This window comes from Lelliottia nimipressuralis, from assembly GCF_004402045.1.
In the GTDB taxonomy this organism is placed as follows: domain Bacteria; phylum Pseudomonadota; class Gammaproteobacteria; order Enterobacterales; family Enterobacteriaceae; genus Enterobacter; species Enterobacter chinensis.
This window is the reverse complement of the sequence record NZ_SOMG01000015.1, coordinates 1-12624: the sequence shown is the minus strand read 5'-3', so window position 1 is coordinate 12624 and position 12624 is coordinate 1. Positions and strand designations below refer to the sequence as shown.

The 12624-nt window shown below is 54.8% G+C and carries 12 protein-coding genes and 3 tRNA genes; 2 read left to right on the top strand and 13 right to left on the bottom strand.

Annotation, left to right across the window (positions count from 1 at the left end; all coding sequences use genetic code 11):
• Positions 1 to 71 precede the first annotated feature (71 nt).
• The gene (locus E3U32_RS08620; RefSeq protein WP_025756340.1) at positions 72 to 554 is read left to right on the top strand and encodes a zinc ribbon-containing protein; all 483 of its coding nucleotides are present in this window, start codon (positions 72 to 74) and stop codon (positions 552 to 554) included.
• A gap of 67 nt (positions 555 to 621) precedes the next feature.
• On the opposite strand, the gene rihA is transcribed toward E3U32_RS08620, so the two are convergent.
• The 10 genes from rihA to miaB all read right to left on the bottom strand — a co-directional run bounded on the left by rihA (position 622) and on the right by miaB (position 10897).
• Positions 622 to 1563: a pyrimidine-specific ribonucleoside hydrolase RihA gene (gene rihA / locus E3U32_RS08615; RefSeq protein WP_134348443.1), complete on the bottom strand. Its 942-nt coding sequence runs from the start codon at positions 1561 to 1563 to the stop codon at positions 622 to 624.
• Positions 1564 to 1683: 120 nt separating this feature from the next.
• Positions 1684 to 2409 (bottom strand): amino acid ABC transporter ATP-binding protein, encoded by a 726-nt coding sequence (locus tag E3U32_RS08610; RefSeq protein ID WP_134348442.1) that lies wholly within the window; start codon positions 2407 to 2409, stop codon positions 1684 to 1686.
• Positions 2409 to 3083: a glutamate/aspartate ABC transporter permease GltK gene (gltK, locus tag E3U32_RS08605; protein WP_023334900.1), complete on the bottom strand. Its 675-nt coding sequence runs from the start codon at positions 3081 to 3083 to the stop codon at positions 2409 to 2411. The genes E3U32_RS08610 and gltK overlap by 1 nt, the downstream gene beginning before the upstream one ends.
• On the bottom strand, positions 3083 to 3823 hold the full coding sequence (locus tag E3U32_RS08600; RefSeq protein WP_134348441.1) for an amino acid ABC transporter permease: 741 nt from the start codon (positions 3821 to 3823) through the stop codon (positions 3083 to 3085). The genes gltK and E3U32_RS08600 overlap by 1 nt, the downstream gene beginning before the upstream one ends.
• Positions 3824 to 3978: 155 nt before the next feature.
• Positions 3979 to 4884 carry an amino acid ABC transporter substrate-binding protein gene (locus tag E3U32_RS08595; RefSeq protein WP_134348440.1) on the bottom strand — a complete coding sequence of 302 codons (906 nt, stop codon included), beginning with the start codon at positions 4882 to 4884 and terminating at the stop codon, positions 3979 to 3981.
• 402 nt (positions 4885 to 5286) lie between these two features.
• Positions 5287 to 6825: an apolipoprotein N-acyltransferase gene (lnt, locus tag E3U32_RS08585; protein WP_134348438.1), complete on the bottom strand. Its 1539-nt coding sequence runs from the start codon at positions 6823 to 6825 to the stop codon at positions 5287 to 5289.
• Between the two features lie 5 nt (positions 6826 to 6830).
• Positions 6831 to 7709, bottom strand: coding sequence for a CNNM family magnesium/cobalt transport protein CorC (corC, locus tag E3U32_RS08580; RefSeq protein ID WP_134348652.1), 879 nt, complete (start codon positions 7707 to 7709; stop codon positions 6831 to 6833).
• Between the two features lie 89 nt (positions 7710 to 7798).
• Positions 7799 to 8266 (bottom strand): rRNA maturation RNase YbeY, encoded by a 468-nt coding sequence (ybeY, locus tag E3U32_RS08575; RefSeq protein ID WP_003858677.1) that lies wholly within the window; start codon positions 8264 to 8266, stop codon positions 7799 to 7801.
• On the bottom strand, positions 8263 to 9309 hold the full coding sequence (locus E3U32_RS08570; RefSeq protein ID WP_029740142.1) for a PhoH family protein: 1047 nt from the start codon (positions 9307 to 9309) through the stop codon (positions 8263 to 8265). The genes ybeY and E3U32_RS08570 overlap by 4 nt, the downstream gene beginning before the upstream one ends.
• 163 nt (positions 9310 to 9472) lie before the next feature.
• The gene (miaB, locus tag E3U32_RS08565; protein WP_134348437.1) at positions 9473 to 10897 is read right to left on the bottom strand and encodes a tRNA (N6-isopentenyl adenosine(37)-C2)-methylthiotransferase MiaB; all 1425 of its coding nucleotides are present in this window, start codon (positions 10895 to 10897) and stop codon (positions 9473 to 9475) included.
• Between the two features lie 135 nt (positions 10898 to 11032).
• On the opposite strand from miaB, the gene ubiF reads away from it, so the two are divergent.
• Positions 11033 to 12208 carry a 3-demethoxyubiquinol 3-hydroxylase gene (gene ubiF, locus E3U32_RS08560; protein WP_134348436.1) on the top strand — a complete coding sequence of 392 codons (1176 nt, stop codon included), beginning with the start codon at positions 11033 to 11035 and terminating at the stop codon, positions 12206 to 12208.
• Positions 12209 to 12316: 108 nt separating this feature from the next.
• Here ubiF and E3U32_RS08555 read toward each other — a convergent pair.
• The 3 genes from E3U32_RS08555 to E3U32_RS08545 form a co-directional block, all read right to left on the bottom strand.
• Positions 12317 to 12391: transfer RNA gene (locus E3U32_RS08555), tRNA-Gln, on the bottom strand.
• A 36-nt stretch (positions 12392 to 12427) separates the two neighbouring features.
• A tRNA-Gln gene (locus tag E3U32_RS08550) sits at positions 12428 to 12502 on the bottom strand.
• A gap of 44 nt (positions 12503 to 12546) precedes the next feature.
• A tRNA-Met gene (locus E3U32_RS08545) sits at positions 12547 to 12623 on the bottom strand.
• Position 12624: the final 1 nt, after the last annotated feature.

Here is a 12624-nt window from a genome sequence, read left to right as displayed (position 1 = left end):
CTTCACCTGACAAAGCGGTGATGAAATAAGGTCTATTATTAGAAATAGTTACTTACCCGGGAGGCAAAATGATGAACAAGGTTGCTCAATTTTACCGCGAACTGGTGGCGACACTGACGGAACGGCTGCGTAACGGCGAGCGCGATATTGACGCGTTAGTCGAACAGGCGCGTGCACGGGTGACGCAAACGGGTGAGTTAACGCGAACCGAAGTGGAAGAGGTGACCCGCGCCGTACGTCGTGACCTGGAAGAGTTTGCGCGCAGCTACGAAGAGAGTCAGGACGAGATCGCCGACAGCGTGTTCATGAGGGTGATAAAAGAGAGCCTGTGGCAGGAGCTGGCGGATATCACCGACAAAACGCAGCTGGAGTGGCGCGAGGTCTTTCAGGATTTGAACCACCACGGCGTCTACCAGAGTGGCGAAGTTGTGGGACTGGGCAACCTGGTGTGTGAGAAATGCCATCACCATATTGCGGTCTATACGCCTGATGTACTGCCGCTGTGTCCGAAATGCGGCCATGATCAGTTCCAGCGCCGGCCGTTTGAACCCTAGGTAAAAGCAAAACGGCAACGACGTTGCCGTTTTTAGTGTCTGCTCCCTCTTCCCGTGGGAGAGGGCATCAGGCCGCAGAATAGTAAGCCAGTCTCTCCGCCAGTAAATCCACAAACGCCTGACGGTCGATATCCACCATCACCGTTGTATTCGGTTGATTCCCCGTCAGCGAGTAGTAATCCACCACCGTCATGCCCTGGGTGTATTTTCCCTGCGTCTCAACGCCAACCCATCTGTCCACCGTGGTAAACATCTCCGGTTTTAACAGCCAGGCAATCGTGCATGGATCATGCAACGGCGCACCGTGGAATCCCCATTTCTCGGCTTTATGATACTCCATAAAGAAATCGAGTAGCTCAGCCACCGTTGTCGCGACCGGATTACCCACGGAACGGAAGCGCTCAATGTCGTCAGCCATAATCTGCGCGCGATGGGTCACGTCCAGCCCCGCCATCACAACTGGCAAACCGGACTGGAAGACGATCTCTGCGGCCTCGGGATCGACAAAAATGTTGAATTCGGCAGCCGGCGTCCAGTTCCCGAGCCCCATTGCGCCGCCCATCAGCACAATACGGGCAATGTTGTGATGCAGTTCCGGATAGCTGTTCAGCAGCAGCGCGAGGTTGGTTTGCGGTCCGGTGGCAACCAGCGTTACTGGCTCAGGGCTTTCACGCAGCACCTTCGCCATCAGCTCCACGGCGGTGCAGTTTTGCGGTGCGAAGCCCGGATCCGGCAGCACAGGACCATCCAGCCCACTTTCGCCATGCACGTTATCCGCAATAATTAACTTGCGCATCAGGGGCTTGACGGCTCCGCCGGCGACGGGAATATCGGGGCGGTTAAGCAGCGTCAGCATGCGCAAAACGTTACGCAGGGTTTTATCCGGCGTCTGGTTTCCGGCAGAAGAGGTGACGGCTTTGACGTCGAGTTCGGGGGAGGCAAGTGCAAGGACGAGTGCGATCGCGTCATCATGACCCGGGTCGCAATCGATAATGATGGGTTGTGCCATAGCGTTCTCCATTCATAGCGTTATTTTGTGACAAGGTTAACGCTGCAATGTGACGCCGACGAGAAGAAGTGAGCGAAAGCGTGAGGCAGTGCGCAATCCGCAGATTGCGCACCGACAAGGTTAGTGCAGGATTTTGGCGAGGAAGTCTTTGGCGCGGTCGGATTTCGGATTCGCGAAGAACTCTTCTTTCGGCGAGTCTTCCACGATTTTCCCTTCATCCATAAAGATCACGCGGTTCGCCACTTTACGGGCAAAGCCCATTTCGTGAGTCACCACCATCATGGTCATCCCTTCGTGCGCCAGTTCGACCATGACGTCCAGCACTTCATTGATCATCTCAGGATCGAGCGCCGACGTTGGCTCATCAAACAGCATCGCAACGGGATCCATGCACAGCGCGCGGGCGATCGCCACGCGCTGCTGCTGGCCGCCAGAAAGCTGCGCCGGGAACTTATCGGCGTGCGCCGAGAGCCCAACGCGTTCCAGCAGTTTCAGACCTTTCTCGCGCGCCGCTTTTTTATCACGCTTAAGTACTTTTACCTGCGCCAGGGTCAGGTTCTCAATAATGGAGAGGTGAGGGAACAGCTCAAAATGCTGGAACACCATTCCAACGTGAGAACGAAGCTGGGCGAGATTGGTTTTCTTGTCGTTGACTTTGGTGCCGTTGACGACGATCTCACCCTGCTGCACCGGCTCCAGTCCGTTGACGGTTTTGATCAGCGTCGATTTACCGGAACCGGACGGCCCGCATACCACTACTACGTCACCTTTTTTCACTTCGGTGGAGCAGTCGGTCAGCACCTGAAAGTGCCCATACCATTTAGAAACATTTTTCAGGGAAATCATTATACCGTCCTTTTCTTCAGCCAGCTGACCAACAGCGACGCGCTTAAACTAATCACAAAATAGACCGCACCCGCGAAGAGCACCATCTCGACCTGCGTACCATCACGTTCACCGATGGTTGACGCGGTACGGAAGAAGTCTGCCAGACTCAGAACGTAGACCAGTGAGGTATCCTGGAACAGCACGATACCCTGGGTCAGCAGGAGCGGAACCATGGCGCGAAACGCCTGCGGCAGAATAATGAGCTGCATGGACTGCCAGTGCGTCATCCCCAGTGCCAGTGCGGCGCTGGATTGCCCACGGGAGATACTCTGAATACCCGCACGGATAATTTCCGAGTAGTAAGCAGCCTCAAACATTGAGAAAGCCACCATGGCGGAGATCAGGCGGATATCGGTTTTCGGCGACAGCCCCAGCACGTTTTGTAGGAAGCCGGGCACAATCAGATAAAACCACAGCAGCACCATCACCAGCGGGATGGAACGGAAAACGTTAACGTAGGCAGTCGCAAACCAGGCGAAAGGCTTAAAGCTCGACAGGCGCATGACGGCCAGCAGGGTGCCCCAGACGATACCAATGATGATGGCAATCACGGTGATTTTTAAGGTAATCACCAGGCCATCAAGCAGGTATGGCATGGATGGAACAATAGAACTCCAGTCAAATTCGTACATTATTTGCCCCCCAGATTACCCGGCAGGCGGATTTTACGTTCAACCAGGTTCATCACCAGCATGATGAAAGTGTTAATCAGAACATACGCGAGCGTGATTGCGGTGAAGGATTCCCACGCGTGTGCGGAGTAATCCAGCAGTTTGCCCGCCTGTGCAGCCATATCGACCAGGCCGATGGTCGAGGCGATGGCCGAGTTTTTCACCAGGTTCATCATCTCAGAGGTCATCGGTGGAACGATAACGCGGTAGGCGTTAGGCAGCAGCACATAGCGGTAGGTTTGCGGCAGGGTCAAGCCCATTGCCAGGCCCGCATTTTTTTGTCCACGGGGTAATGACTGAATGGCGGCACGCACCTGCTCGCAAACGCGCGCAGCGGTAAACAGCCCCAGACACATCATGGAAGAGACGAAGAACTGTACATTCGGATCCAGTTCCGACTTGAACCACATACCAATATTTTCCGGCAGCAGTTCCGGGATAACCAGATACCAGGTAAAGAATTGCACGATAAGCGGAACGTTACGGAACAGTTCCACATACAGGGTGCCAAGTGTTGAAAGAAAACGGTTAGGGACGGTGCGCAGAATACCGAACAGAGAACCGACAAGAAACGCGATAATCCACGCCGTTATCGATAATGCTACGGTGACCTGAAAGCCGCTCCACAGCCAGCCAAGATAGGTGGTGTTGCCGAACGGGGCTTGTTGCAGGAATATGCCCCAGTTCCAGTCTATTGACATAATAAACTCCAGAAAAAAAAGGGTAGCAGCGCTACCCTCGAAGATTGGTGAGAAGCTCATTTTTCGCGCTGAGTGGGGAACGACCACTCAACGTATAGTCTGTCCATGCTTCCCGACAATCGAGAGGGCAGGAGATCCCGCCCCTGTTGTTCTAATTAGTTAAGAGCTTTGTCATTTGGAGATTTGAACAGCGCTTTCATGTCGTCAGACAGTTCAAAATTCATGTTCAAGTTTTTTGGTGGAATTGGGTTTTTGAACCACTTGTCGAACCATTTTTCCGCTTCGCCAGAGGTCTGCACCTGAGAGATGGTGTCATCGATCAGCTTTTTGAACTGCGGATCGTCTTTACGCAGCATACAGCCGTAGGCTTCTTTAGACTGCGCGGTACCGACGATATCCCAGTTGTCTGGTTTTTTCGCTTTCGCACGCTCGCCCGCCAGCAGGGCGTCATCCATCATAAACGCGACGGCACGGCCGCTTTCCAGGGTACGGAAGGAGTCGCCATGGTCTTTCGCGCTGATGATGCGCATATCCATTTTCTTCTCGTCGTTCAGTTTGTGCAGCAGCACTTCTGAGGTGGTTCCGGAGGTGACAACGACCGCTTTGCCTTTCAGGTCAGCGAAATCTTTGATCTCACCACCTTTCTTCGTCAGCAGGCGGGTGCCAACGACAAAGATGGTGTCCGAGAAGGCAGCCTGTTTCTGACGCTCGAGGTTGTTGGTGGTGGAGCCACACTCGAAATCAAAGGTGCCGTTCTGCAGCAGTGGAATACGGTTCTGTGAAGTGATTGGGATCAGCTTCACCTGCAGGTCAGGTTTGTTCAACTTTTTCTTCACAGCTTCAACGATGGCGTTGGAGTAATCCTGTGAATAGCCCACGACTTTTTGCGTGTTGTCGTAGTAAGAGAACGGGACTGAAGATTCACGGTGGCCGACCACGATGACGCCGTTTTTGGCAATCTTGTCGAGAGTGCTGCCTGCTGCCGGAGCATCTTCAGCGTGAACCACGCCTGCAGACATTCCCATAACCAGCATTGCTGTGGCCAGTTTACGTAATTGCATACCCAACTCCTTTTTTATCAGCGCCAGTGACGCATTGATACCCATTGTGATGTTGTTATATCTCGCGCAATGCGAGTGCAGTGTTATGCAAGCTTGTTAACATTTAGTCTGGCTTAATGTAAAGATTTTGCTGCGTTATTGTTTATTTTTGCGAAGCGCGCCGCACCATTCAGAGGCAAATATCTCCCGTTGCACCGTTACGGTGCTACCGATGATCTACGTTGGTGCGACTAAGTTGCACGTTAAGCCAAACTGCGTTTACCTGAATAAACAAAGCAATAGGCGTGCCAGATTTGGGGTTGGGAGGGATTTGTCGGGTGGCGGCTTACGCCTTACCCGACGTAAAGCATGGGAAAGTAGGCCGGGTAAGGCGTAGCCGCCACCCGGCAGGAAGAGGTGAGATTACCGACGACGCTGACGCAGGCTCATCAGTACCGCGCCAAAGCCGAACAGCACGGTCAAAATCCACAGCGGCCAGTTGCCGGTACGGGAGTATGGCGTCAGGCCGGTTGTCGGTGTGACGCGGGTGGTCAGCACTTCACGGGTAAACTGCGGGATCATGGCCTGGATTTCACCCTGCGGTCCAATCACGGCGGTGATGCCGTTGTTGGTGCTTCGCAGCAGCGGACGCGCCAGCTCCAAAGAACGCATCCGCGCCATCTGGAAGTGCTGCCACGGGCCAATCGACTTACCAAACCAGGCATCGTTAGAGATAGTCAGCAGGAAGTCCGTGTCCGGGCGGAAGTTATCGCGTACCTGCTCGCCGAGGATAATTTCGTAGCAAATGGCCGGCGTCAGGGCAAAACCGTGCGCATGCAGCTGGGGCTGAACGTATGGCCCGCGGCTGAAAGAGGACATCGGCAGGTCAAAGAACGGTGCCAGCGGGCGCAGAATCGATTCCAGCGGAACAAACTCACCAAACGGTACCAGGTGGTTCTTGTTGTACCGGTCAGTGGAGCGGTAACTGTATTCGCTGTCTTTGCCGAGCGTAATGATGGTGTTGTAGGTGTCGTAGCGGTTCTGCTGATTCAGACGCGCATCGACAATCCCGGTGATTAGCGTGCTGCCACGCGAAAGCAGCAGATCGTTCATCATGTTGAGGAACGGCTGCTGGTTAATCTCCAGATCGGGAATCGCAGACTCCGGCCAGATAATCAGCTGTGATTTACCCATCACCTCTTCCGTGGCGTTGGCGTAGATCTTCAGCGTATTCAGCAGCTCTTTCTCGTCCCACTTCATGGACTGCGGGATATTTCCCTGAACCATAGAAACCTGCGTGGCGCGCTCGGGCTCAAGCGTGAACCACTGGATATAGCGCAGCGGGAAGGGCAGAGCGAACAGCACCAGCGCCACAGCCAGCGGCTTCCAGCCGCGCGTAACCAGTGCCAGTACCAGCAGGCCGCTGACAACCATCAGCAGGAAGTTGATGGCCTCAACGCCCATCACCGGCGCCAGGCCTTTCAGCGGGCCGTCAATCTGACTGTAGCCGAACTGCAGCCATGGGAAGCCCGTCAGCACCCAACCGCGCAGGAATTCGGTGAGTTGCCAGACCACCGGCGCGGCAATAGCGACACGCAGCCAGCTGGTTTTTGGCCACAGGCGAGAAAGGATACCTGCGAACAGACCGGTATACAGCGAGAGGTAGGCAGCGAGCAGTACCACCAGGAAGATGTTAACCGGGCCCGGCATACCGCCAAACTGGGCGATGCTGACATAAACCCAGTTGATGCCGGAACCAAACAGCCCCAGCCCCCAGAAGTAACCGATGGCGGCAGCCTGTACCGGACGACGATTCAGGGTCAGACCCTGTAGCCCCATCAGGGAAAGAATGGCCGCAGGCCAGATGTCGTAAGGAGAAAAAGCCAGCGTACCGCTGGCTCCGAGTAACAGCGCCAGCAGCAAACGGACGCGCTGACGTTCAAAGAGTGGGGCAAATGCCATTTACATTAATCTTCCAGTTTTGGCACCGGTGAATCGTCCGGCGTTCTGACGTGAACCTGTATAATACGTCGGCTGTCGGCCATTGCCACTTTGAACTGGTAACCGTCAATGTCAACGGTCTCGCCGCGCGCCGGAAGATGACCAAAGGCCTGCATCACCAGCCCGCCAATGGTATCAACCTCTTCATCGCTGAAGTGGGTACCGAAGGCGTCGTTGAAGTCTTCAATTGAGGCCAGCGCACGCACGGTCCAGCTGTGGCGGCTGAGCTGACGGAAGTCGATATCTTCTTCTTCGTCATACTCATCTTCGATTTCACCGACGATCAGCTCAAGAATATCTTCGATCGTGACAAGACCGGAAACGCCACCAAATTCATCAATAACAATCGCCATGTGGTAACGCTGAGAGCGGAACTCTTTCAGCATCCGATCCACACGTTTACTCTCCGGCACAACCACGGCCTGGCGTAACACTTTTTCCATGCTGAAGGCTTCGGCATCGCTGCGCATAAACGGCAGCAGATCTTTCGCCATCAAAATCCCTTCGATGTGATCTTTGTCTTCGCTGATGACCGGGAAACGCGAGTGGGCAGATTCGATGATGACATCGAGGCACTCGTCCAGCGTCTGGTTGCGTTTCAGGGTGATCATCTGCGAACGGGGGATCATGATATCGCGAACGCGCTGGTCGGCGATGTCCATAACCCCTTCGAGCATTTCGCGCGTATCTTCGTCGATAAGGTCGTTCTGCCCGGAATCACGAATCAGCTCAAGCAGTTCATCACGGTTTTTCGGTTCGCCGTGGAAAAGCTGGTTCAGAATGAGGGAGAAAAATCCCTTTTTACTGGTTGTCGTGTCGCTACTGTGTGAATTGTCGTCGCTCATGGCGTTTGTTAAGGGTTCTCTTGTTAGTTCAATGTTTACCGCCACGCGATGTCCTTTCGTGGCGGCATGTTAGTCAGTCAGGTGACGGACTATTCTTTCTCGGCAATGTACGGATCCTCATAGCCCAGAGCAAGCATTATCTCTGTCTCGAGGGACTCCATCTCTTCCGCTTCATCGTCTTCGATATGATCGTAGCCGAGCAGGTGCAGGCTGCCGTGTACCACCATATGCGCCCAGTGGGCCTCAAGAGGTTTTTGCTGCTCTTTGGCTTCCTGCTCAACCACCTGGCGGCAGATGATCAGATCGCCCAATAGCGGCATCTCAATACCCGGCGGCGCTTCGAACGGGAAAGAGAGCACGTTGGTCGGCTTATCTTTCCCACGATAGGTCAGGTTAAGCTCATGGCTTTCTGCTTCATCCACCAGGCGAATCGTAACTTCTGATTCTTCCTGAAACTGGGGGATAACGGCATCCAGCCATTTCTGAAACTGTGCCTCTTCTGGCATGCCGGAATTGTCTTCACAGGCCAGCTGTAAATCGAGGATCACCTGACTCATTTCTGTTCTTGCTCCTGCGCTTCGCGCTTACGTTCTGCGGCCAGTTCGGCCTTACGCTTCTGATCCGCCTCTTCCCAGGCTTCATAGGCGTTAACGATACGCGCGACCACCGGGTGGCGTACCACGTCTTCACTGTGGAAGAAGTTAAAGCTGATTTCGTCGACCTCTGCCAGCACCTCAATGGCGTGGCGCAGGCCCGATTTGGTGCTGCGCGGCAGGTCAATCTGCGTCACGTCACCCGTAATGACCGCCTTAGAGTTAAAGCCGATACGCGTCAGGAACATCTTCATCTGTTCGATGGTGGTGTTCTGGCTTTCATCGAGGATGATGAACGCATCGTTCAGCGTACGGCCACGCATGTAGGCAAGCGGGGCAACTTCGATAACGTTACGCTCAATGAGCTTCTCGACCTTCTCAAAGCCCAGCATCTCAAACAGCGCATCGTATAAAGGGCGCAGATACGGGTCGACCTTCTGGCTCAGATCGCCCGGCAGGAAGCCCAGTTTTTCACCCGCTTCAACGGCAGGGCGGGTCAGCAGGATGCGCCGGATGTCCTGGCGTTCCAGGGCATCAACCGCAGCGGCAACGGCGAGATAGGTTTTACCCGTACCTGCCGGACCCACGCCGAAGGTGATGTCATGGTCAAGAATGTTGGCGATGTACTGCGCCTGGTTTGGTGTACGCGGCTTAATGACGCCACGTTTGGTCTTGATGTTAATGGCTTTGCCATAGTCCGGCACGCTTTCCGCGCTCTGTTCCAGCACGCGTGCCTCTTTAATGGCGAGGTGGATCTGTTCCGGTTCAATATCCTGTGTTTCGCCGCGCATCGGAGCGGTATCGACATACAGGCTACGCAGAATGTCCGCAGCGGCGTTGACGCAGATAGGGCGTCCGGTAAGTTTGAAATGATTATCGCGACGATTGATTTCGATACCCAGACGTCGCTCCAGTTGTTTGATGTTGTCATCAAACGGCCCGCACAGGCTCAGCAGGCGAGCGTTGTCTGCTGGCTCAAGGCTAATTTCACGCGTATCTATGTTCAAACTGTTCCTCTTTGATTGGTTAACTGAACCGTTGCGACAGGGCGTAATAAAACGGTCATTACCGAAATTATTCACGCCATAGAATAAAGGCGCAAGCGTTGCGGATGATATTGGGGACGATAAGAGGAAATACAAGGCCTGCCGAAGAGGCAGGCCAGAAGGATTAAGGCTGGTAAATCCCAACGCCAGAATCGTTTTCTTTGCGGGTACGCGAAATCACGGATTCCGGTGACTCTGCAATACGCAGGCCCATTTCGTCTTCGGTGCGTACCACTTTCGCGCGCAGCGAGTTGGTCAGGACTTCGACAATCTCAACGTCTACAAATTTACCGATCATGTCCGGGGTGCCTTCAAAGTTCACCACGCGGTTGTTCTCGGTGCGGCCGGAGAGTTCCATGATGCTCTTACGCGAAGTACCTTCCACAAGTATGCGCTGGACGGTGCCGAGCATGCGGCGGCTCCAGGCGCTGGCCTGCTGGTTTATGCGCTCCTGCAGAATATACAGACGCTGCTTTTTCTCTTCTTCCGGCACATCGTCAACCATATCGGCCGCGGGCGTTCCCGGACGTGCGGAGAAGATGAAGCTATAGCTGACGTCAAAATTCACTTCGCCGATGAGCTTCATGGTACGTTCGAAGTCATCAGCGGTTTCGCCAGGGAAACCGACGATAAAGTCAGAGCTTATCTGGATATCCGGACGGGCTTCACGCAGCTTGCGGATGGTCGATTTGTACTCTAGCACCGTGTGCGGACGACCCATCAGGTTCAGCACGCGGTCAGAGCCGCACTGAATCGGCAGGTGCAGGAAGCTCACCAGCTCTGGCGTATCGCGGTATACGTCGATGATGTCGTCGGTAAATTCCATCGGATGGCTGGTGGTAAAGCGAATGCGGTCGATGCCGTCAATCGCGGCCACCAGACGCAGCAGCTCGGCAAAGCTGCCGGTTGTGCCGTCGTAGTTCTCACCGCGCCAGGCGTTAACGTTCTGGCCCAGCAGGTTCACTTCGCGAACGCCCTGTGCGGCAAGCTGCGCGATTTCAAACAGAATGTCGTCTGCCGGGCGGCTGACCTCTTCACCACGGGTGTACGGCACCACGCAGTAGGTACAGTACTTGTTGCAGCCTTCCATGATGGAGACGAAGGCGGTCGGGCCATCGGCGCGCGGCTCCGGCAGACGGTCAAATTTTTCGATCTCCGGGAAGCTGACGTCAACGACCGGGCTACGATTGCCGCGAACCTGATTGATCATCTCAGGCAGGCGGTGCAGGGTCTGCGGGCCAAAGACAATATCCACATAGGGGGCTCTCTGGCGGATCAGCTTGCCTTCCTGCGAGGCGACGCAGCCACCCACGCCGATAATCAGGTCCGGATTTTTTCGTTTGAGAAGTTTCCAGCGACCTAACACGTGAAAGACTTTTTCCTGCGCTTTTTCACGAATGGAACAGGTGTTCAGCAGCAGCACGTCCGCTTCTTTCGCATTTTCAGTCAGCTGGTATCCGTGGGTGGTATCCAGCAGATCGGCCATCTTGGATGAATCGTATTCGTTCATCTGACAGCCCCAGGTTTTTATATGGAGTTTTTTAGTCATCGACTTGCTCAGCTCAGGATTGCAAGCCGCGTATTGTAATGCTTTGGTGGGGTTGTGACCAGTATGAAGGTTATGTGTCTCAGGACCGAAAAAATCCGGTAAACTTAAAGGATTCTCCAATAAGGAAAATTGACCATGACACTCCAACACACCGAAGTTGCCGTTGTCGGCGGCGGTATGGTCGGCGGCGCGCTGGCGCTGGGGCTGGCGCAGCAGGGATTTGAGGTAACGGTAATTGAACAGTCGGCGCCTGCGCAATACGATCCGGCGGCCAAACCGGATGTGCGCATTTCCGCTATCAGCGCGGCTTCCGTTGATCTGCTGCGCGGACTGGGCGTCTGGGAGGCGGTGCTGGCAATGCGCGCCCATCCTTACAACCGTCTTGAAACCTGGGAGTGGGAAAATGCCCACGTCGCGTTTGATGCCGCGGAGCTGAAGCTACCGCGCCTGGGCTATATGGTGGAAAACAACGTGCTCCAGCTGGCGCTCTGGCAGGCGCTGGAGGCACACCCGAAGGTGACGTTGCGAGTTCCTGCGTCACTTAAGGCGCTGCATCCTCACGATAGCGGCTATGTGCTGACGCTCGATAGCGGCGATGAACTGGCCGTGAAACTGGTCGTCGGGGCGGATGGTGCCAACTCGCAGGTCAGACAGATGGCGGGTATCGGGGTTCATGCCTGGCAGTATGAGCAGTCCTGTATGCTGATTACCGTCCAGTGCGAGAATGCGCCGGGAGAGAGCACCTGGCAGCACTTTACCCCGAATGGCCCGCATGCCTTTTTACCGCTGTTTGATCACTGGGCATCGCTGGTGTGGTACGACAAGCCGGCGCGCATTCGCCAGCTGCAGGGGCTTTCAATGGAGCAATTGCAGCGGGAAATTCACCTGCATTTCCCGGGCCGTCTTGGCAACGTTACTCCGGTCGCTGCAGGGGCGTTCCCTCTCACGCGTCGGCACGCTTTGCAGTATGCCCGCGAAGGGCTGGCGCTGGTGGGAGATGCGGCACACACCATTCACCCGCTGGCCGGGCAGGGTGTGAACCTGGGGTATCGTGACGTTGAGGCGTTGCTGGATGTGCTGGGTAGCGCCCGTGGGCACGCGGAAAACTGGTCAAGCCATCAGGTTCTGAAGCGTTACCAGACGCGACGCATGGCGGACAATTTCATCATGCAGTCGGGGATGGATCTGTTCTATGCCGGGTTCAGCAATGACTTAGCCCCGGTGCGCATTCTGCGTAATATTGGCTTGATGGCAGCGGAGCGTGCCGGTGGTCTGAAACGTCAGGCGCTTAAATACGCTCTCGGACTCTAATCCTTTTTCCCTCTCCCTTTGGGAGAGAGCCAGGGTGAGGGCATCAGGCCACACGGTACTGACGACAAAAACAAAAAAGCCCGCAGAGCGGGCTTTTTTGTTACTAAGTGGCTGGGGTGCAGGGATTCGAACCCCGGAATGCTGGTATCAGAAACCAGAGCCTTACCGCTTGGCGACACCCCAATTGCGTTAAACAAACTGCTTAACGACTTTTTAAATTGGCTGGGGTACGAGGATTCGAACCTCGGAATGCTGGTATCAGAAACCAGAGCCTTACCGCTTGGCGATACCCCAACAATTTTTTCTAGTCTACCGAATAATTCGATAGTTTACTAATTTGGTGGCTACGACGGGATTCGAACCTGTGACCCCATCATTATGAGTGATGTGCTCTAACCAACTGAGCTACGTAGCCA